This window comes from Ectopseudomonas chengduensis, assembly GCF_900102635.1.
Lineage (GTDB): Bacteria > Pseudomonadota > Gammaproteobacteria > Pseudomonadales > Pseudomonadaceae > Aquipseudomonas > Aquipseudomonas chengduensis.
In genome coordinates this window covers 179932-205110 of the sequence record NZ_FMZQ01000011.1, presented here as the reverse complement: position 1 = coordinate 205110, position 25179 = coordinate 179932, and the positions used below count along the sequence as shown (strand labels likewise).

Annotated in this window: 19 protein-coding genes; 10 read left to right on the top strand and 9 right to left on the bottom strand. The window is 62.6% G+C overall.

The features are described 5' to 3' along the window. From BLS08_RS17815 to cueR, 6 genes are all read left to right on the top strand, one after another. Positions 1-1893: type VI secretion system Vgr family protein (locus BLS08_RS17815; protein WP_090337077.1), on the top strand; the 1893-nt coding region annotated here is incomplete at its 5' end. Positions 1894-1951: 58 nt separating this feature from the next. Then, positions 1952-2821: a DUF4123 domain-containing protein gene (locus tag BLS08_RS17810; protein WP_017678876.1), complete on the top strand. Its 870-nt coding sequence runs from the start codon at positions 1952-1954 to the stop codon at positions 2819-2821. 2 nt (positions 2822-2823) lie between these two features. Continuing rightward, positions 2824-3567: a hypothetical protein gene (locus tag BLS08_RS17805; RefSeq protein ID WP_017678875.1), complete on the top strand. Its 744-nt coding sequence runs from the start codon at positions 2824-2826 to the stop codon at positions 3565-3567. 7 nt (positions 3568-3574) lie between these two features. Then, positions 3575-4306: a hypothetical protein gene (locus tag BLS08_RS17800; protein ID WP_017678874.1), complete on the top strand. Its 732-nt coding sequence runs from the start codon at positions 3575-3577 to the stop codon at positions 4304-4306. A gap of 414 nt (positions 4307-4720) precedes the next feature. Further along, complete coding sequence (locus BLS08_RS17790; RefSeq protein ID WP_017678872.1) at positions 4721-6475, top strand: lipase family protein; 1755 nt, start codon at positions 4721-4723, stop codon at positions 6473-6475. Positions 6476-6623: 148 nt separating this feature from the next. Beyond that, complete coding sequence (gene cueR, locus BLS08_RS17785) at positions 6624-7055, top strand: Cu(I)-responsive transcriptional regulator (protein WP_017678871.1); 432 nt, start codon at positions 6624-6626, stop codon at positions 7053-7055. A gap of 152 nt (positions 7056-7207) precedes the next feature. Here cueR and BLS08_RS17780 read toward each other — a convergent pair whose 3' ends face one another. Next, positions 7208-8095 carry a PA4780 family RIO1-like protein kinase gene (locus tag BLS08_RS17780; RefSeq protein WP_017678870.1) on the bottom strand — a complete coding sequence of 296 codons (888 nt, stop codon included), beginning with the start codon at positions 8093-8095 and terminating at the stop codon, positions 7208-7210. 87 nt (positions 8096-8182) lie between these two features. Then, positions 8183-9070: a LysR family transcriptional regulator gene (locus tag BLS08_RS17775; protein WP_017678869.1), complete on the bottom strand. Its 888-nt coding sequence runs from the start codon at positions 9068-9070 to the stop codon at positions 8183-8185. 100 nt (positions 9071-9170) lie between these two features. Here BLS08_RS17775 and BLS08_RS17770 point away from each other — a divergent pair, with 100 nt between their 5' ends. Both BLS08_RS17770 and BLS08_RS17765 read left to right on the top strand, forming a co-directional pair. Beyond that, a complete protein-coding gene (locus BLS08_RS17770; RefSeq protein ID WP_017678868.1) occupies positions 9171-9812 on the top strand; it encodes an NAD(P)-dependent oxidoreductase in 642 nt (213 codons plus the stop codon). A gap of 62 nt (positions 9813-9874) precedes the next feature. Then, on the top strand, positions 9875-10165 hold the full coding sequence (locus BLS08_RS17765; RefSeq protein WP_017678867.1) for a DUF2218 domain-containing protein: 291 nt from the start codon (positions 9875-9877) through the stop codon (positions 10163-10165). 4 nt (positions 10166-10169) lie between these two features. Here the strand turns inward: BLS08_RS17765 and BLS08_RS17760 are convergent, their stop codons facing one another. Then, positions 10170-10913 carry a 5-oxoprolinase subunit PxpA gene (locus BLS08_RS17760; RefSeq protein WP_026088764.1) on the bottom strand — a complete coding sequence of 248 codons (744 nt, stop codon included), beginning with the start codon at positions 10911-10913 and terminating at the stop codon, positions 10170-10172. Between the two features lie 228 nt (positions 10914-11141). Here BLS08_RS17760 and BLS08_RS17755 point away from each other — a divergent pair, with 228 nt between their 5' ends. Beyond that, on the top strand, positions 11142-13370 hold the full coding sequence (locus tag BLS08_RS17755) for a TonB-dependent receptor domain-containing protein (RefSeq protein WP_017678865.1): 2229 nt from the start codon (positions 11142-11144) through the stop codon (positions 13368-13370). Between the two features lie 186 nt (positions 13371-13556). Here the strand turns inward: BLS08_RS17755 and BLS08_RS17750 are convergent, their stop codons facing one another. The 5 genes from BLS08_RS17750 to BLS08_RS17730 form a co-directional block, all read right to left on the bottom strand. Next, on the bottom strand, positions 13557-14669 hold the full coding sequence (locus BLS08_RS17750; protein ID WP_017678864.1) for an alpha-hydroxy acid oxidase: 1113 nt from the start codon (positions 14667-14669) through the stop codon (positions 13557-13559). Between the two features lie 62 nt (positions 14670-14731). After that, complete coding sequence (locus BLS08_RS17745; RefSeq protein ID WP_017678863.1) at positions 14732-15400, bottom strand: Fe2+-dependent dioxygenase; 669 nt, start codon at positions 15398-15400, stop codon at positions 14732-14734. Between the two features lie 144 nt (positions 15401-15544). Next, on the bottom strand, positions 15545-17848 hold the full coding sequence (locus BLS08_RS17740; RefSeq protein ID WP_017678862.1) for a TonB-dependent receptor: 2304 nt from the start codon (positions 17846-17848) through the stop codon (positions 15545-15547). Between the two features lie 271 nt (positions 17849-18119). Then, positions 18120-19283: a type III PLP-dependent enzyme gene (locus BLS08_RS17735; RefSeq protein WP_017678861.1), complete on the bottom strand. Its 1164-nt coding sequence runs from the start codon at positions 19281-19283 to the stop codon at positions 18120-18122. A gap of 417 nt (positions 19284-19700) precedes the next feature. Then, entirely contained in the window at positions 19701-22229 is a 2529-nt protein-coding gene (locus BLS08_RS17730; RefSeq protein WP_026088763.1) for a sulfite reductase flavoprotein subunit alpha, read from the bottom strand. 236 nt (positions 22230-22465) lie between these two features. Here BLS08_RS17730 and BLS08_RS17725 point away from each other — a divergent pair, with 236 nt between their 5' ends. Next, positions 22466-24049, top strand: a complete 1584-nt coding sequence (locus BLS08_RS17725; protein ID WP_017678859.1) for a peptide chain release factor 3 — start codon at positions 22466-22468, stop codon at positions 24047-24049. 82 nt (positions 24050-24131) lie between these two features. On the opposite strand, the gene BLS08_RS17720 is transcribed toward BLS08_RS17725, so the two are convergent. After that, entirely contained in the window at positions 24132-25169 is a 1038-nt protein-coding gene (locus BLS08_RS17720) for an AAA family ATPase (RefSeq protein ID WP_017678858.1), read from the bottom strand. Positions 25170-25179 lie beyond the last annotated feature (10 nt).

Here is a 25179-nt window from a genome sequence, read left to right as displayed (position 1 = left end):
TCCGGTAAAGGCGTGCATGGCGTGGTCTACGCCATCACGCAAGGCGACTCCGGCAAACGCCTGACCCGCTACCGCATCAGCCTGCGGCCGCAACTCGCCTACCTGGCTCACCGCTACAACCAGCGCATCTTCCAGCACCTGACGGTGCCACAGATCATAAGCCAGGTCCTCGAAGACCATGGCATCCAGAGCGACGCCTATCAATTCCAGCTCGGTTATATCTATCCCGAACGCGACTACTGCGTGCAGTACGACGAAAGCGACCTGCACTTCATCCAGCGCCTGTGCGAGGAAGAAGGCATCAGCTTCCACTTCCAACACAGCGAAGACAGCCATCGCCTGGTGTTTGGCGACGACGCCAGCGTCTTCCCCAAGCTCGCTCCGCTGAATTACCAGCAGGGCAGCGGCCTGGCCGCTGATCACGAAGTGGTGCGCGCCTTTGGCGTGCGCCTGGAAACCCGCAGCACCCACGCCACCTGGCGCGACTATGACTTCGAGCAGCCCAAGCTGCAGATGGAGGCGGACTACCGCAGCGAGTTCAGCCCGGCACTGGAGGTCTACGACTACCCTGGTCGCTTCACCGACCGCACACGCGGCAAGCACCTGGCCAAACGTAGCCTGGAGCGTCTGCGCAGCGACTACGAACTGGCTGAAGGCCAGAGCGACGCCTACCTGATCAGCGGCCACTTCCTCGCCCTCGCCGGTCATCCGCGTGCACAGTGGAACGACCTCTGGCTACTCGATGAAGTCATCCACGAAGGCAAGCAGCCACAGGTACTGGAAGAGTCGGTGACCAGCAACACCCAGCCCGGTGATGGCTTCCAGCAGGGCTACCGCAACCGCTTTACCGCCACGCCCTGGGACATCCCCTACCGCCCCGCGCTCGAACATCGCAAACCCAAGGTATTGGGCAGCCAGACCGCCGTGGTCACCGGCCCGGCTGGCGAGGAAATCCACTGCGACCAATATGGCCGGGTGAAAGTGCAGTTCCACTGGGATCGCGAAGGCCTGGGTAACGACACCACCAGTTGCTGGCTGCGCGTGGCCTCCAACTGGGCCGGCGACGCCTATGGCGGTGTGGCCATTCCGCGCGTGGGCATGGAAGTGCTGGTCACCTTCCTCGAAGGCGACCCCGACCAGCCGCTGATCACCGGCTGCCTGTACCACGCCGAGCACGTGGTGCCCTACGACCTGCCGGCGAACAAGACCCGCAGCGTCTTCAAGACCCTGAGCAGCCCGGGCGGTGGCGGTTACAACGAATTTCGCATCGAAGACCGCAAGGGCGCCGAGCAGATCTACATCCACGCCCAGCGTGACTGGGACGAAAACATCGAAAACAACCAGAAGATCCGCGTCGGCAACGAGCGCCACGATACGGTCGAAGCCAACAGCTACACCGAACTTCAGGCCGAAGAACACCGTACCACCGACCTCGACCGCAAGGTGGAAGTGCGCGCCAACGACCACCTCACCGTCGCCGTCACCCAGCACAACAAGATTGGCACCGGCCTGTTCATCGAAGCCGGCAACGAGATTCACTACAACGCCGGCAGCAAGGTGGTGATCGACGCCGGCATGGAGCTCACCGCCGCAGGCGGCGGCAGCTTCCTCAAGCTTGACCCGAGCGGCGTGACCCTGAGCGGGGCGACGATCAAGATGAATTCGGGGGGAGGGCCGGGTAGTGGAACGGGATTAAAGATTTTGATGCCGGTGATTCCGTGGGCAGCCGATCAGGACAAGGCCGGCGCCAAGCCTGAACGGGCGCTGGCCAACGTACAGCTGCAGATCGCGCGCCAGGCCCGGGAACTGGGCGCCAGCCGCTGCCCGATCTGCGAAGCCTGCCGCGAGGGCATATGCGACCTACCGGCTCCGGCCAGGGATTCCCGCCCATGATCGCCGCCATCAAGACCGACGCCCGGCAATGCAAAACGCTATTCATATGGAGGTTCGCATGAAACGGCATGACGACCTCCAACTCGACGCCTCATCGAATCAGGCTCGCGAGTGGATAACAGGGCAGTTTTCCCTGCAGCGCGACCTGCTGATCGTCCTCGACCCTCTCGCCGAGCCAGATCCGGTCGTGGCACTATTCGGCGCTGGCCTGGCGCAGGATCATCTCAACCTCTACCTGGGTACGGAATTCGCCGACCTGGCGCCGGTCGCCCCCTGGCTGGCACGTCTGCCCGATGGCGAGTCGGACTTCATCGACGACCTGCTGGCCAATCCTCAGCGCAACTGGGGCTGGCTGGCCAGCGTCGAGCGCTTCGACCGGGAGCTGCTCACCCAGCACTGGCGGGAACGTATGCTGATCGAAAACGACGGCCAGCGTGCACTGTACCGCCTGCAGGACAACCGGGTGATAGCGCACCACCTGGCTCACTTGCCGCCCGAGGATATCTCCCTGCTCCTGGGCCCTCTTACCAGTGCCCTGTGCTGGGATGGAGCAGCCTGGAGCAGTTTCGACAATCCCGCTCCCGGCCCCTGCCTGCGGCCATTTCCGACCCCATGGCAGGAGATCGCCGAACGGCAACCCGTCGCCGAGCGGATCGTGCGTCACAACCTGCTGCAATGGCTCTGGCAACGACATGCGACCGACACCGCTCGGCTGGCGGACTCAGAACCGCTGGACGACTGGCTGGACGGGCAACTGGCCAAGGCCAAAAACTGGCAATGGCAATCCCCCGAGCAGGTACGTTTCCTCATTCGCCACCAACTGACTCCCGAACTGGCGTCGCACCCGGCCTGGCCGGCACGGGAGGGGGAAACGCCCGAGCAGCACTTCATCCGCTGCCAAAGCCTGATCGATTCCGCGGAGGCCTGACCATGATGCGGCACGGCAACCCCACCTGGCTGCTTATCGGCACACTGCCCTTCGCCCTCAGCGCCTGCAGCTCGCTCGCGCCGCTTACCGGCGAGCGTTTCACCTTGGAGGGCGAACTGCCGGCCGATTTCGCCCTAAAAGCCCAGGCCCATTACGACGTGGCCAATAATTGCAATGGCCGCAGCCAGGCCCGTTCCTTCGAGAGTGATTTCCAGAGCACACCGCAGCAATATCGTTTCAATATCCCCGTCAGTTACCGCGACGGACTCTGCGCAATGCGCCTGGGGCGGGTCGGGCTGTTTATCCATGGTCGCTATGGCGACAAGGACTGGCAGCGTACCTACGACAACGGCGGCCTGACGCTGGTAGAAACCCTGCCACCGGGAGCGCCGAGCTTCGGAGCCGATGGCACCGTGACCAAACAGGCCGAGTGCACATGGCTGTTTCAGCTCAGCAAAGCTCATTCCAGGCAAGGTCAAATTAGCAAGCTCCTTAACTGTAAAGGTGCAGGCGCCTATCTGGTAGCCGATGAACTGCCAGGTAAGACGGTTCGCCTAGATTTCCAAATGACTGGAGAAGAACGCCCTTACATGCGGGGCTACTGGATCAAGACCCCGTCAGGCTGGAAACCCTGTACCGGACGTTGGGGCACACAATTCGAAGAACTCTGTACAGAACCACCACAGTTTCGAACCTTCCAGATGAACGGGCAGGAATGCACCGTCTACCCCAACTGCACGGAGTGAATCAGGGATGAACAAGCCCATTATCCATGTGTTATGGCTGCCGCTGCTGGGGCTGTCACTGAGTGCCTGCAGCTCGCTCGCGCCGCTTACCGGCGAGCGTTTCACCCTGGAGGGGGAACTGCCGGCCGATTTCGCCTTGAAGGCCCAGGCCCACTACGACGTGGCCAATAACTGCAATGGCCGCAGCCAGGCTCGTTCCTTCGAGAGCGATTTCCAGAGCACACCGCAGCAGTACCGCTTCAACATCCCCGTCAGTTATCGCGATGGACTCTGCGAGATGCGCCTGGGGCGGGTCGGGCTGTTTATCCATGGTCGCTATGGCGACAAGGACTGGCAGCGTACCTACGACAACGGCGGCCTGACGCTGGTAGAAACTCTCCCACTGGGGGCGCCGAGCTTCGAAGCCGATGGTACCCTGACCAAGCAGGCCGAGTGCACATGGCTGTTTCAGCTCAGCAAAGCTCATTCCAGACAAGGTCAAATCAGCAAGCTCCTGAGCTGCAAAGGTGCAGGCGCCTATCTGGTAGCCGATGAGCTGCCAGGTAAGACGGTTCGCCTGAACTTTCGGGAAAACCCGGAGGAAGAGCCCTCTTATGATAGGCGTTGGATCAAGACCGATGCAGGTTGGCGCCCATGCCAGGGAACGGAATCATCTGATCGCTGCCAGAACCCACCTGCGTTCAAAACCTTCCAGATGAACGGGCAGGAATGCACCGTCTACCCCAACTGCACGGAGTGATCAGGGATGAATGACTCGACTAAAACGAACAGGGTGGAAATGCTGGATTGCCCCCTACGGGGAAATTGGGTCAGTTTCCGGCTGGTCGACGAACATGGCGAAGGAAACCCTTATGCCGGCCTGCCCTACATGCTGCATGACAGCCAAGGTCAACAGTACGAAGGAGCCTTGGACGAGGATGGATATGCGCGTGTTGAAAATATCTACTGCGGCCCATCGGTTCTTTCTCTTCTGACTGACTATCGTGGCGGTGACAAATGGTACGAACATTTTCTTGACCGAAAATCCTTTCAACTCCCTCTGACAGCCCTACAAGTCGCCGCCGAACATTCCCCATCCGGCCCTCGCAACCCCGATGGCAAAACCTACCTGGCGGAGGGACGCGCGACACGGGAAAACGCCCGTTTTCTGAGGGTGGAGGTCAGGGACTTCGTCGAGGCCAAGGAGCATCTGCCGGATGCCGACAGTGACTGGTGGCCACGCCCATCCACCGTGCTCAAGCAGAACGCTGGCCTGGCCGCCGAACGCACCGGCGTGGCACTGGCGCCCAACCTGCACCACCTGCTCGAAGTCAAGGCGCTGCGCGCCTACAGCCCGCTGCTGTCGCACGACAAGGCCTTCTGCGCGCTGAACGCCTATCACCTGGCGGTGATGAGCACCTTCGTCTACGCCCCCTTCGGCAAGGCCAAGCAGCCGAAGGAGCGCTATGTGTCGACAGCCCCGCCCTATACCCTCCAGGGCAGCATCGGCCATGTACTGCGCGAGCAGCTTGCACGCCTGGCCAGGCCCACGCTTTTCAATACCGCCAGCTACCACCTGCTCTGCGAGGAAGTACCCTACTCCAAGCGCCTGGAGGTCATGCCCCACGACCCCGAACGCTACAAGGCCGAAGCGGAAAATGGCTGGAACAACCCGGAGGACGTGCACTTTCTCTATGACGAGAAGACCGAGACGCAGGCCTTCATCACCCACAACGACAAGGTGCTGCTGATCTCGGTACGCGGCACCCAGGAAACCCCGGATATCCTGCGCGACCTGGATGCCCGCCAGGTGCCCTACGCCGAAGGGGTCGGCCAGGCTCACCGGGGGTTTTACGGCGCCTTCCAGGCGGCCAAGGTATTCGTCGAGCGCTATATGGAGGCGTTCTATACGGATGAACAGACCGTAATCGTTTGCGGACACAGTCTTGGCGGAGCCATCGCTCTGCTTTTAGCTGAGTGGCTAAGAACGAACTGGTCTCAGAATATCCAGCTCTACACCTTCGGCGCCCCTCGCGCAGGCGACCGCGCCTTCGTCCAGGCCGCCGCAGCCCTGCCGCATCATCGCTTGGTCAACCATAACGACCCGGTGCCCGCCGTGCCCTTCACCTGGATGGACGCCGAGTGGAAATTGGCCAGTGCAGGCACCGTGGCGCTGTTCAGCTCTCCGCTGCTGGGTATCGCACTGCTGTTGGGTGGCCTGCTCAATTTGAAGGGCGACCCTTACGAGCACCACGGCGAGCAACGCCACTTCGTGCCGCGCAAACCGGGGGCCGGAAGCGAGACAGCCATTCTCTGGCAACCCGGCTGCGCAATTCTCGATGAGCGGGCCTGTGCAAGCTATACCGGAGCCGTCGATCTGCAGGGCGACATGCCAAAGCGCATGTCGCTGGTGAACCAGGCATTCTCCGCCGCGGAACACTCCAGCGACGGCGGTTACAGCCGCGCCATGCTCACCACCCTGCTGCGCTGGCATGCCGGCGTGGAAAATCGCGAAGGTGCGCTGTTCTCTCCCGCCGAGATTCAGGACATCCACAACCTGATTCAGCGTGCTGAAGAACAATTGGCTAGCTGGCAACCACGCAGCTTCGTCGAATTCCGCCATGAAATCAGAAAGCGTCACGACACGCGCTTCTACAACAAATCCGATCTGCAGCTGAGGCAGATGTATAACGAGGGCATCACCCTGGCGCGAACCCTGGGCCGGCAACAGCGTGAAGCACTGGAGCGTGCCAAGATGCGCCTGCTAAACCAGGCAGAACGACCGCTGACCGCCCAAGACGTTTTTGGCGACTTGATCGAGAGAGAGGATCTGCATGAGCTGGTAGCTCAATGGCGCTCCCTGGATGAGAACCGAGAGGCAGAACAGCTGGCCAAAATTTCCAGCCCTCCAGCTCGCCAGTACGCATGACCGGTTTGCTCATCTCTCCTGAGGTCAGGCGCGAAAAAGAGGTAGACCGCAGCAGTGAAATGGTACGACTGACTACTCCGCCGGAGGGGAAGACCCTTGGATATTTCTGAGATACTTCCCCGTCATTCCATTCGATGCGAAATCAACCATGAACATCGGCCAAGCCGCCAAACACACCGGCCTCAGTGCCAAGATGATTCGCTACTACGAGTCCATCGACCTGCTGCCCCATGCCGGGCGGTCGGAGAGTGGTTATCGGCAGTACAGCGCGGGCGATCTGCACCGTCTGACCTTTATCAAACGCGCACGGGATCTGGGGTTTTCTCTGGAAGAAGTCGGCAAGCTGCTGGCGCTGTGGCAGGACAAGCAGCGCGCCAGTGCCGATGTGAAGGCGCTGGCCGAGGAGCATATCGCCACTCTTTCACGCAAGATCGCCGAGATGAGCGCCTTGCGCGATACGCTGGTGGATCTGGCGAACAGTTGCCAGGGCGATAGCCGGCCGGATTGTCCGATTCTGCAGGGCCTGGAGGAAGGAGTGAGTTGCGGCGCGGCGGGATGTTCGTCGCACCGTCAGCCGTAGGGCGGGTGAAACCCGCCAGACCGACAACGGCGGGTTGCACCCGCCCTACGTCAGTGGCGACGCCAGTTCTAAAGCCCTTCCCATGGCACCGGGAGCAGCGTGAGGATGTGCGCACGGCGCACCCTACGGAGCAGAGCTCGGCAAAAGCTTTATCAGCGCATCCAGGGCGGTATCGGTTCGGCGTCCTTGGGTTCGTCTTCGGCGTTGAGTAGCGCCTGCTTTTTCGCTTCCTCGGCCAGGGCGGCCTTGATCTCGCGCATCACCGCGTCGATGTCGGCAGCGTCCTCAGGCTCGGCGAACTCGCCGGTCAACGCCGTATCGGGCAGCAGTTTGCCAGCCTCGTACAGCGCCCACATTTCCTTGGCGTACTTGGTGTACTTGAGCTCCGGGGCAAACTGGCCGAAGTACTCGGCCATGTTGCGCACGTCGCGCTCGAGCATGCTGAAGGCGTGGTTGTTGGCGGCGGCGTCCACGGCTTGCGGCAGGTCGATGATCACCGGGCCCTCAGGGCCGAGCAGCACGTTGAACTCCGACAAGTCGCCGTGCACCAGGCCGGCGCAGAGCATCTTGACGATCTCCTGGATCATGAAGGCGTGAAATTCACGGGCGTCGTCCGGGTGCAGGTCGACGTCATTGAGCCGCGGCGCAACATCGCCCTCGCCGTCGCCCACCAGCTCCATCAGCAGCACGCCGTCGAGAAAGTCGTAGGGCTTGGGCACCCTCACACCGGCATTGGCCAGGCGGAACAGCGCGGCGACCTCGGCATTCTGCCAGGCCTGCTCCTGCTCCTTGCGCCCATACTTGCTGCCCTTGGCCATGGCCCGCGCCTGGCGGCTGCCACGCACCTTGCGGCCTTCCTGATATTCGGATGCCTGGCGGAAGCTGCGTTTGTTGGCTTCCTTGTAGACCTTGGCGCAGCGCAGCTCGTCGCCACACCTCACCACATAGACCGCTGCTTCCTTGCCACTCATCAGTGGTCGCAGCACCTCATCCACCAGGCCATCCTCGACCAGGGGTTCAATACGTTTGGGCGTCTTCATCGGTGTGGATCACGGGTCCTTTCTGACGGAGAAAATGATTATGGCGCCATCCTCGCATAGCCAGAGGCGTATGCCGACTGTTGATCATCATGCACTGACCAGATGACGCCTGAGCGCCTCGATGGCATAGCGCACTTTGGCCGGTTGCGCATCGCGCCGTGGCGTGACGATATGCAGACCGATAGGCTCGAGTTGCCAATCCGGCAACAGCGGCAACAGCTCGCCGCGAGCCAGCAGTTCACGGACTTCCGGCACCGGCTGCAGCGACACGCCCATACCCGCCAGCGTGAATTGGCGCGCGGCCAGGATGTTGTTGCAGCTGATGCGCGTCTCCAGCCGCAGGCGCTGCTGCACTCCACCGGGGCCAAGCAAGGTCAGGTGCTGGCTGCGTTCCAGATGTAGGCCGATCCAGTCGAGCTTGAGCAATTGCGACGGTTCGATTGGTAAACCGACGCGTGCCAGGTAGGCCGGAGCGGCGCACAGGATCATGCGCCAATCGGTCACGTAACGGGCCACCAGGCTGGAGTCCTCCTGGCGGCCGACACGGATGGCGAGATCAATGCGCGACTCGATCAGGTCGATCTGTTCATCGTGAAAGAACAGGCTCAGGCTCAACCCCGGATGAGCACTGAGCAACGGCGCCAGCGCTTCGCTCAGCAGTGGCCCGGAAAACCCGACCGGGGCGGCGACACGCAACTCGCCCACTGGCGCATCACGCTGCTCGGCCAGGCGCTGCTCCGCTTGCTCGGCCAGCTCGACTATCTGTCGGCAGCTTTCATAGAACTGCGCACCCGCCTCGCTAAGGGTCAGCTTGCGTGTGGTGCGGTGCAGCAGCGTGACGCCAGTGGCCTCCTCCAGTCGGCGTATCTGCTGACTGACCGCCGAAGCCGTCATGCCCATGGCTTCGGCAGCCGCGACCATCGAACCCTTCTGCACCACGGTGGCGAACAACGCCATGCGCTTGAGCTGCTCCATTATGAAGTCCCGCTTAATTATCCATGTGCATCAGGCCACTTTTTCCGGGGTTTATCCAGCAGCGATCATGTGTTCATCGTCACTATTGGAGATTATCCCAATGAGAATCGCACTGATCGGTGCCACTGGCTATGTCGGCGCGCCGCTGCTGCAAGAGGCACTGAGTCGCGGTCATCAGGTCACCGCGCTGGTACGCCAGCCACAAAAGCTGAGCGTACACCCGCAACTCACCGTCGTTGAGGCGGACGTTCACGACAGCGCAGCACTGACCCGGCAGTTGCACGGCCACGACGCGGTAATCAGCGCCTTCAACCCAGGCTGGGGCGTGGCGGAGATTCGCGAGCAGTTCATCGCCGGCAGCCGCTCGATCATCGCGGCGAGCAAGCAGGCAGGCGTCAAACGTCTGCTGGTGGTCGGTGGTGCCGGCAGTCTGTACGTCGCCCCCAACGTGCAATTGATCGATACACCGGACTTTCCTGCCGATTACAAGGAAGGCGCCGAAGGTGCGCGCCAGACGCTGGAAATCCTGCGCGGCGAACAGGATCTGGAGTGGACCTTTCTCTCACCAGCCGCACTGCTCGTTCCAGGCCCACGTACCGGCAAGTTCCGCCTGGGCCGAGACGAGTTGCTTATGAATGGCGATGAGCCGGGCAGCATTTCGGTGGCCGACCTAGCCGTAGCACTGCTGGACGAAGTCGAGCAGCCGCAGCACATTCGCCAACGCTTTACCCTGGCGTACTGAACCACGCCGCGCTGTCGCAACACGGCAGCTATCAGGAAAGACACAGCCCAAGAGGATTTTGCATGACCCTATTCAGCAGCAGTGCCTTCGTCGCTACCGATACCCCGGCGCGCTATATCAGCCGTCTGTGCAAACACTTCGCGCACAAGATTCCAGTCAGCTTCGACGAGCACCAGGGCCGTATCGAATTCGGCGCCGGTGTGGCGACCTTGAAGGCGGAGAACCAGGGCTTGCGCCTACAGGTGGAAAGCGCCAACAGCGAAGACCTGCAACGCCTGGAGGGTGTCGTCGGCAGTCACTTCGAACGCTTCGCCTGGCAGGAGGAGCTGACCCTGGACTGGCAGCCCATCTGACCCCTCAAAGCGCATCCAGCCGCGCGCGCAAACGGCGCAACACCGCCAGCGACTCGGGATTGTCGCCATGCACGCAGAGGCTGTCAGCCCGCAGCCGCAGCGGCTTGCCATCGATGTCGGCAAAGGACTCGCCGCTGGCAATGGCCAACGCCTGGTCCAGGATTCGCTCGGGATCATGGTGCACCGCGCCGCTGAGCCGGCGCGGCGCCAGTTGCCCATCTGACAGATAGGCGCGGTCGGCGAACGCCTCGAACATCAGCGGCACATCGGCCTCGTCGGCCAGACGCAGCTCCCGATCATTGTCAGCCAGCGCCAGCACCATCAGCGGCAGGCCCTTGCGGTAGCTGGCACAGGCATCGAGTACCGCGGTGAGCAGCGCATCATCACGAACCAGATCGTTGTAAAGCGCGCCATGCGGTTTGACGTAAGCCAGCTGACAGCCGCGCGCTCGGCAAAAGGCATCCAGCGCCCCCACCTGATACAGCACCAGCGCGCGAACCTCTTCCGGCGAGCACTGCAGATGACGCCGACCAAAGCCCTGCAGATCCGGATAGGAAGGATGCGCACCAATGCTCACGCCATGCGCCACCGCCAGCTCGACGCTGCGCGCCATGATCAGCGGATCGCCCGCATGGAAGCCGCACGCCAGGTTGGCCTGATCGATCAGCGGCATGGCCAGTTCATCGTCGCCCATGCGCCAGGCGCCGAAGCCCTCGCCCATGTCGCAGTTGAGAAGAATAGGGTTCATGCCGGCAGCTTAGAGCGCCTGGAAAGCCTGCGTAAAGCCCGAGCAACACTCGAGAATTAATCGCATTTACAAAATTTACACCTGCCTGCAGCCCAACCACCACGGCCTCTCCAGCCGGTTGCCATGCCCATCGATATCATCCGCAATTGAACCTTATATGCAAATCACTATCATCCCGGCCGTTTGCAACCGTTCCGCCTGCACCCTCTTACTGCCAGGAGTAGATCGATGTCCGCCCTCAATTCCCGCACCGCCTTGGCCAGCGCCATTGCTCTGGCCGCCAGTTTCGGCGCCCAGGCAAACGAGCCTATCGCCCTGGGCGATGTGGTAGTCAGTGCTTCCGGCTTCGAGCAGAAGATCACCGAAGCCCCGGCCAGCATCAGCGTGATCAGCCGCGAGGAGTTGCAGCAGAAGAGCTTCAGCAATCTCGCCGAGGCACTCGAGGATGTCGAAGGCATCGACGTACGCCAGGGCACCGGTAAGACTGGCGGTCTGAACATCAGCATTCGCGGCATGCCCAGCGAGTACACCCTGATCCTGATCGATGGCCGCCGGCAGAATGCAGCCGGCAACGTCACGCCCAACGGTTTCGGCGAAACCTCCACCAGCTTCATGCCGCCGCTGTCGGCCATCGAGCGTATCGAAGTGATCCGCGGGCCAATGTCGACCCTGTATGGCTCCGACGCCATGGGCGGGGTGATCAACATCATCACCCGCAAGGTCGGCAAGGAATGGGCGGGCTCTCTGACCCTGGATCATACCTATCAGGAGAACCACGACTTCGGCGATGCCAGCAAGGCCAGCCTGTATGCCAGTGGCCCACTGGTCGACAGCCTGCTCGGCCTGCAACTGCGTGGCAGTCTGTATGATCGCAACGCGTCGGACCTGAGCTTCGACAACGACAGCACGGTGAGCCGTCGCGGCGCCTCGCCGGTCGAGGGTCGCAACAATAACGTCGGAGGCCGGCTGACTTTCACCCCCCATGAGGATCATGACTTCGCGCTCGATATCGAACGCGGTCGCCAGGTTTACAACAACGACGATTGCCAGCTCGGCAGCCTCGACGGCACCAACACGGGCAACAGCGCCCCCACCACCGGCTGCGGCCCGACTGCTCCCCGCGCCAGCGGCTATAAGGAAGAGCTGCGCTTCGAGCGCGATCAGTACGCCCTCAGCCACACCGCACGCCTGGGCTTCGGCACCTGGGACAGCAGCCTGACCCACAGCACCACGGAAACCTTCGGACGCACCATCCCCGGCCGTAACGCCGGTGGCGATATCGGCCAGCCGCTGCCCTCCGCCCCCTGGGCCGTCGTCGGCGATGATCGCGAACTGAAAACCAGCAATCTGGTGCTCGACACCAAGCTGGTCGCCCCGCTGGGTGAAAGCCATATCACCAGCATTGGCGGTCAATGGTGGGAAGCCGAGATGACCGACAGCCTGGCGCAGAAGGATTACGAGCAAAGCATGTGGGCGCTGTTCGCCGAGGACGAATGGCGCCTGCGTGACGATCTCGCACTCACCCTCGGCGTGCGCTACGACGATCACGAAACCTTCGGCGGCCATGTCAGCCCGCGCGCTTACCTGGTGTGGAATACCACCGACAACTGGACCCTCAAGGGTGGTGTCAGCCGTGGCTATAAAACGCCCGACCTGAACGACCTGCACGATGGCATCAACGGCATCACCGCGCAGGGTCGCGCAGTCACGGTCGGCAACCCGGACCTCAAGCCGGAAACCAGCACCAGCACCGAGATTGGTGCCTACTTCGACAGCCTCGCTGGCTTCAAGGCCAATGCCACCCTGTTCCACAACAAGTTCAAGGACAAGATCGCAACGGGCCCGAACATCGTCGATCACCCGCTGTGCCTGGACAATCAGAACACCAACGGCACCCCAAACCCCGGCTGTGCGCCGTTGGTCAACGTCGATGAGGCCGTTACCCAAGGCCTGGAACTGGCCAGTAGCTGGCAGTTCGCACCGGGCTGGACGCTGTCGGGCAACTACACCTACACCGACAGCGAGCAGAGCAGCGGCGCCAACAAGGGCGCACCGCTGACCAACACGCCTCAGCACATGGCGCATGCCAAGCTGAACTGGAAGCCGACCGACCGCCTGAGCCTTTGGTTCTCCGGCGAATACCGGGGTGAACGTGCCCGCTTCCTGCAGCGCACGGCCAACCTGTCGGCCGCCGATCTGGCAGTCCATGAACAGGTCGGCGACCTCAAGGCCTACGAAGTATTCCACCTCGGCGGCTCGTTCAAGGCTTCGCAGAACGTGACCCTGAACGCCAGCATCTACAACCTGTTCGACAAGGACTTCCTCGACGGCAAGGTGTATACGGACAACAGTGGCAACCCGGCCTGGTCGTCCTATTACATCCAGAGCGGCCAGTCCACCACCGGCACCGTGGAAGAAGGTCGCCGCCTGTGGCTGTCGGCAGTAGTCGAATTCTGACTGTCACCCCACAACGCAAAACGCCAGCCCTGGGGCTGGCGTTCTGCTTTCTAGCAATTGCCGACCCTGCAGGTGGGAAGCCACACCACTGCAGTCATCAGCGGCAGATCATCGAGTAGTAAGTCGTAGCCAACTCGGCATGGCGCAAACATTGGCCGTAGAAGCCATCTGCCAAAGAACGTTCGTCTAGCGAGTGGCAGGACGCCAGATCACATCCGGCCCGATGCTGGCCAGGTCGGCGCAACCGGTCAGAGCCATGGCCACCTCCAGCTCCGCGCGCAGCAGTTGCAGCACATGCGCCACCCCGACCGCACCGGCCGCTGCCAAACCAAAGACGTAGGGCCTGCCGACCAGCACGGCATCCGCTCCCAACGCCAGCGCCTTGAGGATATCGCTGCCACGGCGAATACCACCATCGAGCAACAGTGGCATCCGTCCTTGCACAACTGCCGCAATTTCGGGCAGCACCTCGATGGTCGCTGGCAGGCCATCCAGCGTACGCCCGCCATGGTTGGAGACGATAAGGCCATCCACGCCCGCCGCCAGCGCCTGTTCGGCATCGGCGCCGCTCAAGATGCCCTTGAGCAGAATGGGCAAACGCGTCTGCTCGCGCAGCCAGGTGAGGTCGGCCCAGGTCGGTGCCGCGGCCAGCAGTGGGCCGCCCAGGAGCAGGCTACTGTTCTGCGGGTCGGCCTGCGCCTGCAAGGGTCGCATCCCACGCAGATTGACCGCCTCGACGCCCGCCGGCAGGGCGAAGCCGGCGCGCTGCTCGCGATTGCGCACGCCGTTGACCGGGGCATCCACCGTCAGCACCAGCGCCTGGTAGCCGGCGCTTTCTGCACGGCGGATCAAGGCCGCGGTGAACTCGCGATCAGGCTGGATATACAGCTGGAACCACAGCGGCGCCTGCGCCTGCGCCGCGATGGCTTCCAGCTCGACACTGGCCTGGGTGCTGACCACCATGCCCGTGCCCAGTGCAGCCGCCGCAAGTACGCTGGCCAACTCGCCATCGGGATGGGCGAGCTTCTGGTACGCCACCGGCGCAAGAAAGATCGGGTGGGCGAAATCCTGGCCGAACAGACGCAGGCGCGTATTGCCGCCGCTCAGGTCTTGCAGCACCCGGCTACGCAGGCGCAGACGCTCGAACGCCGCCCGGTTGTCCGCCAGGGTCAGCTCATCCGCCGCGCCGCCGGCCAGGTAGGCCCAGGCCTGTTCGCTCATGCGTTCGCGGGCATAGGGCTCGTAGTCGACGACAGCGGCGATGGTCGGCGGAATCTGCTGCAGCTTGGGCAATGGCATGCTGTTTCTCGGCGGGTCGGTGCGTGGAGGGCAACGTTCGATCAGGGCGATGGATCGAGCGCTCAGGTCTGCGTCCATTGCCGCAGCAGATTGTGGTAGATGCCCGTCAGCCGTATCAGTTCGGGGCTGTCAGGCACCTGCTGGCGCAGCGCCTGGATGCTGTCGTCGAGTTCCAGCAGCACACTGCGCTGCTCGTTCTGGCGCACCAGGCTCTGCACCCAGAAGAACGAGGCCATACGCGCACCACGGGTCACCGGTTCGACCCGATGCAGGCTGCCACTGGAATAGAGAACCAGATGGCCGGCCGGCAGTTTGATGCGCTGGTCCTGCACCACCAGTTCACCGCCTTCGTACTCGTCCGGCTCGCTGAAGAACAGAGTAGCCGACAGGTCGGCACGAATACGATGCGGCGTGCCCGGCACGCTGAATACCGCATTGTCGATATGGTCGCCGTAGGTGCCGCCCTCGGCGTAACGATTGAAACGCGGCGGCACCACTTTCAGCGGCAACGCGGCAGCCATGAAACGCGGATGCTGGGCCAGGCAGGCCAGGATGAAATCGCCCAGCTGCTGCGTCAGTGGATCATCCTGAGCGAGCTGCTGGTTGGCCTTGACGTTCACCGCCTGGTACCCAGCCGTCAGCCGGCCATCCTGCCAGTTGCCGCCTGCGAGCGCGGTGCGGCACTGCTGCAGCTGTTCGGCATTCAGCACGTCGGGAATGCTCAGCATCATGTTCGGGGTTCTCCAGGGCCAATCGCCGTTGCGAATGATTCTAAAGGGCTGCAGCACTCGGACAGAAGCCCGATCTGCTGTCGCCACCAAAATGAAAACGCCCCGAGAGCGCTGCAATCGGGGCGTTGTACCACTCAAGCGTGCTTAGAAGTGGAAATTGGTGCTCAGCGTGAAGGTACGCGGATCACCCAGCAATGCACGGCGGCCCTGCCAGTTGGCCGAACTGACGTATTCCTCATTGGTGAGGTTGTCGATGTTCAGGCGCACATCCACATTGGCATTGACCTCATAGCTGGCCATCGCGGCGAAGGTGGTGTAGCTCGGCACACGCCCGTAGCGACCATTGGCGACAATACGCTCGACGTCATCCGGACGCCCCAGGTAGGACGAACCAACGTGCTGGGCGCCCAGGCCCAGGGTCAGACCGACGGGCAGGCGGTAGGTCGTCCACAGGTTGCCGGAGACCTTGGGCGTGAAGGCCAGCTCGTCACCGTCGGTGCGCAGCTCACTGCCGTAGTCGCCACTGTTGGCACGACGACGCACGTCATCCAGATACGCGCTGTGCTTGCGCTCGCTGTCCATGAACACGATGCCGCCGAAGACATCCCAGTTGTCGGTGATCTTGCCACTGGCGCCCAGTTCCAGGCCTTTGACCACTTGCTCGCCATAGCCCTTGAGCGTGGCAGGTCCGGTCTGACCGACGTCAAGACCGGTGATCGCCACCTTCTTTTTCTCGGTGTAGAACAAAGCAGCGGTGGTCGACAGGCGGCTGTCGAAGAAGTCCCACTTGGTACCAATCTCGTAGTTGTGCGCCCGCACCGGATCGGCGCCCTTGATCAGCGCCGGCAGGCCCTGGTCAGTACGCGAGATATCCGAGTTGGACAGGTACGAGCCCGGCGGTTGGGTGGATACACCGTAGGCCGCGTAGACGCTGCCGTTGGGCAGCGGCTTGTACACCACGCCCAGCTTGCCGCCGAGGCTCAGCTCGGTGTCGTCGAAGTCGTCACCCGGTGCGGCACCACCAGCCAAGCGTTTGTTGCTGATGCTCGCCTGGTACTGCTCCAGGCGCAGACCACCGGTCACCTGCCACTGCGGGTTGATCTCGATGGTGTCGTAGACATAGAGCGCGGCGGTATCGACGTCGACCTTGGTGAGATCACGCGGGGCCAGAGCGGCCGGCACGCTGCGTTCCCAGTCCGGATCGAAGACGTTGACCAGCCCCGGCAGCGTCTGCGACGCGAAGCCCAGCGACTCGGACTTCTCGCGACTCAGCTCGAGCCCAGCCGACAGGTTGTGGCGCAGCCCGGCGGTATCGAACTGAGTGGACAGGTTGGTCAGGTTGCTCAGCGACGTATTGACGCGGTCATACTGCTGACGCTGTACGTTGACCAGCGCAGCATTGGCGTTGTTGTCGTCATCCAGTACGTGGGTGTAACGCGCCTGGCGGTCAACACGGGCCAGACGCGTCTGGTTGCTGATGGTGACGCCAGCGGACAGATCATGTTCGAGGCGGAACATCAACGCATCGCTGGTGGTGTCGTCGAAGTCGGACTTGAGGCCGAAGTACTTGTCGCGATCAGCCGACCACACCGAGGAATCGAGCGGGGTGTTAGCACCCTTGAGCTGGTCACGCAGAGTCACGCCGGCCACACCCAGATCCGGGCGGTCGTTCATCTCGACGTGCTCGTAAGCGACGATGGCGCGAGTGTCGGTGCCCAGACCGAAGGCCACCGACGGGGCGATACCCCAGCTGTTCTTCTCGGCGTGCTCACGGCCCGCGACACCGCTGTCCTCGACCAGCAGGTTGAGACGGAAAGCGCTGCTGTCGTTGATGATCTGGTTGGTGTCGAGCGTGGCACGGCGGCGCGGCTCGGAGTCGTACTGGTCGAAGCCGAAGCTGGCGCCGCCGGCGATGAAGCTTTCCAGGGTTGGCGTCTTGGTCACCTGATTGACGTAACCACCGGCGCCACCGCGGCCGTTGTCGGCTGCCGGCCCCTTGAACACCTCGACCTGCTCGACGTTGAACACGTCGCGGGTGTAGCTGCCATTGTCACGCGCACCGTCGATGAACAGGCTGCCGCTGGTGTTGAAACCACGCAGACTGAAGTTGTTGGTGCCGGTGGCGAAACCGTTTTCGCCAGCCTCGAAGCTGATGCCGGGAGTATTGCGCAGGACATCGGTCAGGGTGCGGGCGTTCTGCTGACGGAACAGGGTTTCCGGAATGACGTTGACCGTCTGCGGTGTATCGAGCAGTGCAGCGGTTTGTTTCGGCGAAGATGCCTTGTCGACCTTGAAGCCCTTGTCCTGCTGCCCCTGAACGGTTACGTCGTCCAGTTCGACTGCCGACTCCTGGGCCACGGCGAAACCGGACAGCAGGGCCAGGCTGACGGCCGAGGCCAGCAGACGACGCTGGGGGAAAGGTGCACGCTTGTTGTGTTTATCGCTCACGAGAGTCACTCCAGATGGAAACTGCGCGCGATAGTATTTGAGATTAAATCTTAATCAATCTTTGCGAATGATTTACATAAACTTGTTTGTAACAAAAATGTCAGCGCCTTTCCCCCTGTTCCAGATGGAGCGCTCTAGGTCGCTGATTCAGCCCAGGTGAGAGGCTCTGGGCAGAAATGAAAACGCCCACACGAAGTGGGCGTCTGTCACGCAGCATGGCAGGCATAGCACCTACAGGGTGGCCTCCGGCTACGGTTAAGGCTGCAGCGCCTTACAGGTAGTAGGATTTCAGCGGCGGGAAGCCATTGAATTCCACCGCGCTGTAGCTGGTGGTGTAGGCACCGGTGGACAGCCAGTACAGGCGGTCGCCGCTGGCCAGGTTCAGCGGCAGGCCGTACTTGTAGTTCTCGTACATGATGTCGGCGCTGTCGCAGGTCGGGCCGGCGATCACCACCTCTTCCATCTCGCCCTTCTTCTCGGTCCAGATGGGGAACTTGATGGCTTCGTCCATGGTTTCGATCAGACCGCTGAACTTGCCCACATCGGCATACACCCAGCGCTCGACCGCAGTACGCGACTTGCGCGCCACCAGCACCACTTCGGAGACCAGCACGCCGGCGTTGGCGATCAGCGAGCGGCCCGGCTCGAGGATGATTTCCGGCAGCTCGTCACCGAAGTCTTCCTTGAGGAAGCGGGTGATTTCTTCGGCGTAGGTTTCCAGGTCATTGGTGCGCTGGATGTAGTTGGCCGGGAAGCCGCCGCCCATGTTGATCATCTGCAGGGTGATGCCGTCCTCTTCCTTCAGACGCTCAAAGATCACCTTGACCTTGGCGATGGCGGCGTCCCAGACATCGATATCGCGCTGCTGGCTGCCTACGTGGAAGGAAATGCCGTAAGGCACCAGACCCAGTTGCTTGGCCAGGATCAGCAGGTCCAGGGCCATGTCCGGCTGGCAGCCGAACTTGCGGCTCAGTGGCCAGTCGGCACTGGTCGAGCCTTCGGTGAGGATGCGCACGTAAATCTTCGAACCCGGCGCGGCCTTGGCGATGTTGCGCAGATCGGCTTCGGAGTCGGTGGCGAACAGGCGCACGCCCTTGTCGAAGAAGTAGCGAATATCACGGGACTTCTTGATGGTGTTGCCATAGCTGATGCGCTCCGGGCCAACGCCGGTGGCCATCACCTTGTCCAGCTCGTAGATCGAGGCGATGTCGAAGCTCGAGCCCTTGTCACGCAGCAGCTCGATAATCTCGGTGGCCGGGTTGGCCTTGACCGCGTAGTAGATCTTGGCGAACGGGAAGCAGTTGCCCAGTTGATCGTAGGCATCGGCAATGATCTGCCGGTCGATCACCACGAACGGGGTTTCGTGCTGATCGGCGAACGCCTTCATGCGCTGGAAAGTGGCGGGTGCGTAGTAGTCTTCGACCTTGATCGACATGCTGGGGACTCCAATGGCAAAACCGGGAACACATTGATTCGGGCAGCAGAACCGCTTACAGGTTCCGCCACGTCTCGGGGCTGGCCGCTAAGCGCTGGCCTGAACGTCTGACAGTTTCCCCACTTTGGTTCGCCTACTTCCCAAGGCATGTCGCCGAGCATCACCGGTACCGACCATTCGGCGGCCGGCAACCTCTCGTCGTCAGTACTTGAGCCGGATGGATCGTTTCCAGCATGGACGTTCGGGCGCGGACTTTAAGACCATGCGCCCCTCAGATCAACCGGAAATTCTGCCTAATTTCATCTCGTTCCAGATATCACACAAAACGTCCTGAAATGCTGAACAGGCGGGGCTTTCAGCCAGTTTGGTGCAGCCTTGTTTCAGGGCCATTGCAGCACCGAGAACGCCCCCACTATTTCAGTACACGTCACGGCGATATCGACCTTCCTCGATCAGCTCCTGCACCACCTCGTCGCCAAGCAAGTCGCGCAACGCCGCATCGACGCCGCCGGCCATGCCCTGCAGGCTGCCGCAGACGTAGATCGCCGCGCCCTCGGCGAGCCAGGCATGCAGACGCTGGTGCTGCTCGCGCAGCCGATCCTGCACGTAGAGCTTGTCGGCCTGGTCGCGGGAGAACGCCAGATCCAGGTGCTTCAGCTCGCCGGCGGCCAGCGCCGCCTGCAGCTCGTCGCCACAGAAGAAGTCGCAGGCGCGGTTACGCTCGCCGAACAGCAGCCAGTTGCGTGTCTGCCCGGCCAGTGCCCGCGCGCGCAGCAACGAACGCAGCCCGGCCAGGCCGGTGCCATTGCCGATCAGGATCAGCGGGCGGTCGTCGTCCAGCAGATGGAAACCACTGTTGCGCCGCACCCGCGCCAGCACCTGCCCGCCTGCAGGCAGATGTTCGGTCAGCCAGCCGGAACCGAGGCCAAGGCGGCCGTCGACCTGGACGGCCTGGCGCACTATCAACTGCAGCACGCCATCGGCCGCCACCGAGGCGATGGAGTATTCCCGCGTGCCCAACGGCACCAGCGCATTGATCAACGCCTGGGCGTGCAAGCCGACCAGGTGAGCGAAGCTGTCCGGCAATTGCCGTTCCGCCAGGGCTTCGCTCAGGCTCATCGCCTGGCCATCAAGGGTCACCGGCTCGAGGCCGTCGCAGCCGTAGTGCTGCAGCCAGGCCTGCACCCTCGCCGGGGCGTGACGCGGGCGAATTTCCAGGATGTCGCCCGCCTGCCAGGTGCTCTGCGCAGGCGGCATCAGGCCGATGAAGAAAACCGGCGCCCCCTGGCTGCCAGGATTGAGCAGGCGCCGCTCGGCCAGCGGCCAGCTCTGCCACGGCGTCTCCTCGAAGCGAATCGGCGCGGCTCCGGTCAGCGCGCTCAGGTGCTGCTGCCAGCGCTGCAGCGCGGCCTGGTCGTCGCCATCGACCTCAATGCTGTCGAACAGACGCTGTGCACCCTGCAACCCCAGCCAGTCGTTGATGCGGCGGGCGAAACCGCAGAAATGCTGGTACTGCCGATCCCCCAGCGCCAGCACGGCGTAGCTCAGCTGTTCGAGCGGCAGCGAGCCGCCCAGCACCTTGCGCTCGAAACCCTGCGCGGCATCCGGCGCCTCGCCGTCACCAAAGGTGCTGACCACGAACAGCGCCTTGCGCGTCTGGCGCAGGCTGCCGGCATCGAGGCGCGACAGCGGCTCGACCCGCACCGGGATACCGGCGGCCTGCAACTGCCCGGCGCTCTGCCAGGCCAGTTGTTCGGCGAAGCCGCTCTGGCTGGCGAAGCCGACCAGCCAGCCTTCGCCTGAATCATCCGTTTTCAGCGTACCGCGCGCAGCCAGCGCCGCACGCTTCTTGCGCCGGCGATCCAGGTACAGCAGCCAGCCGGTAATGAAGAACAGCGGCATGGCCGCCGTGGCCAGCATCATCAGGATGCGCCCGGGCATACCGAAGTACTCGCCCACATGCAGCGCATAGATGCTGGTCAGCAATTGCGCCTTGAAGCTCTTGTCGACGTAGCGCTCATGGCGGCTGACTTCGCCGCTTTTCGGATCAATCTGGAACTGGTTGAAGGCGCGCACATGCTCGGCGCCATCGAGCATGTAGAAGACCGTCGCCGGCTGTCCGGCCACCGGAGGTAGGCGCAGATTCCAGGCGATCATCTTGGGCCCGGCGGTCTGCTGGATGCTCTGCCATACAGCATCGTAGTCAACTTCCGGCGCAGGACCGCTGGGTGCCTGACGTACGCGACGATCACGCTCACCGCGCTGCTCGAGCGGCGTATCGGAGAGCAGGCGCGTCAGCCCTTCGCGATACCAGTCATAGGACCAATACAAACCGGTGAGCCCGGCACACAGATAGAACAGCAGCACCCAGGTGCCGGCTACAGCGTGCAGGTCCCAATTGAAGCTACGGCCCTTCTTCTTCCAGTCCAGGGTCAGCCAGGTGCGCCAGCTCAGCGCCTTGCGCGGCCAACGCAGATAGAGGCCGGAGAGGCAGAAGAACAGCAGCGCCAGAGTGCTGGCGGCAGTGATCTGCTTGCCCACTTCGCCCATGGACAGGAAGCGGTGCAACATCAGCATCAGGTGGAAGAAGTCCTGGCCAACGGGCTCGGCAAGGACTTCACCGGTATAGGGGTCGAAGACGATGCGCGGCCCACGCCGCTCGCCCGGCGGGGGTACGAGGAAAGCGGTGCCAGGTCCGTCGTGGCGACCATCGACCCACAGTGCGGTGACACGATCTGCGGTAGCGGCCTCGATCTTCGCAGCCAGCTCACCTGGGGTGAGATGCCCCTGTGCGCTGGACTGGATCTGCCAGCGCTCGGCGTTGAGCGCCCGGGTGATCTCACCCTCGAAGCTGTAAAGGGCACCGGTGATACCCATGACGGCCAGCACCAGGCCTGCACTGATGCCGAAGAACCAGTGCAACTGGAAGATGATTTTCTTGAACACGACGGAGCCACCCTTGCCCTGACCCACTGCGACGGGCGGCCACTCTATATGGGAATAATTTTCATAACCATTCATTTACGCGTTATTTACGCATCTACGGCACGGCCCGGCAGCATCACCTACCGGCCCATCTGAAAACCGATAGCCGCTCTCCGCCAGAGCTCGCAGTTATCGGTATAATCCCGCGTTTTACGGGTGCCAAGGCACCCTCAACGACTCCATCCAGGCACATATTCATGACCACCCAGGCCGCCGAAGTCGCCAAGCGCCGTACCTTCGCCATCATTTCCCACCCGGACGCCGGTAAGACCACCATCACCGAAAAGCTGCTGCTGATGGGCAAGGCAATTGAGGTCGCGGGGACCGTGAAGTCGCGTAAATCCGACCGTCACGCCACCTCCGACTGGATGGAGATGGAGAAGCAACGCGGCATTTCCATCACCACCTCGGTGATGCAGTTCCCCTACCGCGAGCACATGATCAACCTGCTCGACACACCCGGCCACGAAGACTTCTCCGAAGACACCTACCGCACCCTGACCGCCGTGGACAGTGCGCTGATGGTGCTCGACGGCGGTAAGGGCGTCGAGCCGCGTACCATCGCCCTGATGGATGTGTGCCGCCTGCGCGATACGCCCATCGTCAGCTTTATCAACAAGCTCGACCGCGACATCCGCGACCCCATCGAGCTGCTCGACGAGATCGAGGCGGTGCTGAAGCTCAAGGCCGCGCCGATCACCTGGCCGATCGGCTGCTACAAGGACTTCAAGGGCGTCTACCACCTGAGCGGCGACTACATCGTGGTCTACACGCCGGGCCACGGCCACGAGCGCACCGAAGCCAAGATCATCCAGAAGCTGGATTCCGACGAAGCCCGCGCGCACCTCGGCGACATGTACGAGCGCTTCGTGGAAGAACTGGAACTGGTGCAGGGCGCCTGCCACGCCTTCGAACCCGACGCCTTCCTCAAGGGCACGATGACCCCGGTATTCTTCGGCACCGCGCTGGGCAACTTCGGCGTCGACCATGTGCTCGACGCCGTGGTCGATTGGGCCCCGCGCCCACTGCCACGCGCAGCCAACGAGCGCACGGTGGAGCCGACCGAGGAGAAGTTCACAGGCTTCGTGTTCAAGATCCAGGCGAACATGGACCCGAAGCATAGGGACAGGATTGCCTTTATGCGCATCTGCTCGGGCAAGTACACCCAGGGCATGAAGATGCGCCACGCGCGCCTGGGCAAGGACGTGCGCGTCGGCGACGCCCTGACCTTCTTCTCCAGCGAGCGTGAACACCTGGAAGAAGCCTACGCCGGCGACATCATCGGCCTGCACAACCACGGCACCATCCAGATCGGCGACACCTTCACCGAAGGCGAGAACCTGGGCTTCACCGGCATCCCGCACTTCGCCCCGGAGCTGTTCCGCCGCGTGCGCCTGAAGGATCCGCTGAAATCCAAGCAGCTGCGTCAGGGCCTGCAGGAGCTGGCCGAGGAAGGCGCCACCCAGGTGTTCTTCCCCGAGCGCAACAACGACATCATCCTCGGTGCGGTCGGTGTGCTGCAGTTCGACGTGGTCGCCAGCCGCCTGAAGGAGGAATACAAGGTGGAATGCGCCTACGAGGCGATCAACGTCTGGTCGGCGCGCTGGATCGAGTGCAGCGACGAGAAGAAGCTCAAGGAATTCAAGGACAAGGCCTACGAGAACCTCGCCGTCGACGGCGGTGGTCACCTCACCTACCTCGCCCCGACCCGCGTTAACCTGAGCCTGATGGAAGAGCGCTGGCCGGAAGTGATATTCCGCGCCACGCGTGAGCATCACTAAAGGTCTGCACGACTACTCGTTTGTAGGAACCGGCTTGCCGGCGATCATGGCGGACTAAAAAGCATCGCCGGCAAGCCGACTCCTACGAAGAACGCGGCCTTATCTGCAGGGCATCGTGCTCGCAGGTACAGAGCAGTCGCGTCGCAGCTGGCTCAGCCAACAGCCGCTCGGCAATTGCCGGTTCCAGTTCGGTACGTATACGGCGCGCCAGGGCCCTGGCTCCGAAGCGGATATCATGCTCGCGGCACAGCCAGGCGCGGGCGCTGTGCTCCACCTGTAGCGAGCGGCCCTGGCGCCCCAGGCGCTGATTGAGCTTGTCCAGTTCGATGTTCAGCAAGGCATCGAGCCATTGCTCATCGACACGTTCGAACACCAGTATGCGGTCGAGGCGATTGAGCCATTCCGGCTCGAAACGCTCGTGCAGCACCTGCTCCAGCAGCGCCGTTTCGCCTTTCGGAGCAAGCCCCAGCCAGCGCCGCCAACCACGGGTGAAACGCTCGCGGTAGCGCTGCGCCTGCTGCGCACCGACGTTGCTAGTCATGAAAATCAGGCTGTTACGGAAATCCAGGGTGCGACTGCCGGCAGTCAATGTAAGGCGGCCATGTTCGAGAATGCCGAGCAGGCTGCGCAGCACTTCGGGGCTGGCCTTCTCCAGCTCGTCGAACAGCACGATGCCGGGCCTGCCGAAACTGCCGGCGATGGCCTCGGCATCGAACAGCGTGGTGCCTTCCTTGCTACCAACGTAACCAGGCGGCGCACCGGTCAGAGCGGCGGCGTAGTGTTCCTGGGCCAGGGTGTGCATGTCGATGCGGCACAGGGCATCGACACGACCATGGATGGCCTGCGCCAGCAAGCGCACGATCTCGGTCTTGCCGACACCGGTCGGGCCCATGAACAGGTTGACCGCCAGTGGCCGCTCGCGCTCGCCGATATCGGCCTTAACCACCTTGAGCATGGCCTCGACCTGCGCCAGCACCGCGTCCTGACCGACGATGCGCGAATGCAGCAGGGCCATGACTGCCGTGGTCTCGAAGAGGAAACGCGATTGCAGCCGGGTCGCGGCGCCCTGCTCGATCAGGTGCTCGCGGTTGTGTTCGATCAGGTCGTTGGCGAAGGGCATAGACCGCCTC

What these genes read in the sequence shown, in the direction of transcription:
- BLS08_RS17810 (WP_017678876.1), top strand. Translation starts at nt 1,952, where the DNA reads ATGAAACGGCATGACGACCTCCAACTCGACGCCTCATCGAATCAGGCT.
- BLS08_RS17805 (WP_017678875.1), top strand. Translation starts at nt 2,824, where the DNA reads ATGATGCGGCACGGCAACCCCACCTGGCTGCTTATCGGCACACTGCCC.
- BLS08_RS17800 (WP_017678874.1), top strand. Translation starts at nt 3,575, where the DNA reads ATGAACAAGCCCATTATCCATGTGTTATGGCTGCCGCTGCTGGGGCTG.
- cueR (WP_017678871.1), top strand. Translation starts at nt 6,624, where the DNA reads ATGAACATCGGCCAAGCCGCCAAACACACCGGCCTCAGTGCCAAGATG.
- BLS08_RS17780 (WP_017678870.1), bottom strand. Translation starts at nt 8,095, where the DNA reads ATGAAGACGCCCAAACGTATTGAACCCCTGGTCGAGGATGGCCTGGTG.
- BLS08_RS17775 (WP_017678869.1), bottom strand. Translation starts at nt 9,070, where the DNA reads ATGGAGCAGCTCAAGCGCATGGCGTTGTTCGCCACCGTGGTGCAGAAG.
- BLS08_RS17770 (WP_017678868.1), top strand. Translation starts at nt 9,171, where the DNA reads ATGAGAATCGCACTGATCGGTGCCACTGGCTATGTCGGCGCGCCGCTG.
- BLS08_RS17765 (WP_017678867.1), top strand. Translation starts at nt 9,875, where the DNA reads ATGACCCTATTCAGCAGCAGTGCCTTCGTCGCTACCGATACCCCGGCG.
- BLS08_RS17760 (WP_026088764.1), bottom strand. Translation starts at nt 10,913, where the DNA reads ATGAACCCTATTCTTCTCAACTGCGACATGGGCGAGGGCTTCGGCGCC.
- BLS08_RS17755 (WP_017678865.1), top strand. Translation starts at nt 11,142, where the DNA reads ATGTCCGCCCTCAATTCCCGCACCGCCTTGGCCAGCGCCATTGCTCTG.
- BLS08_RS17750 (WP_017678864.1), bottom strand. Translation starts at nt 14,669, where the DNA reads ATGCCATTGCCCAAGCTGCAGCAGATTCCGCCGACCATCGCCGCTGTC.
- BLS08_RS17745 (WP_017678863.1), bottom strand. Translation starts at nt 15,400, where the DNA reads ATGATGCTGAGCATTCCCGACGTGCTGAATGCCGAACAGCTGCAGCAG.
- BLS08_RS17735 (WP_017678861.1), bottom strand. Translation starts at nt 19,283, where the DNA reads ATGTCGATCAAGGTCGAAGACTACTACGCACCCGCCACTTTCCAGCGC.
- BLS08_RS17725 (WP_017678859.1), top strand. Translation starts at nt 22,466, where the DNA reads ATGACCACCCAGGCCGCCGAAGTCGCCAAGCGCCGTACCTTCGCCATC.
- BLS08_RS17720 (WP_017678858.1), bottom strand. Translation starts at nt 25,169, where the DNA reads ATGCCCTTCGCCAACGACCTGATCGAACACAACCGCGAGCACCTGATC.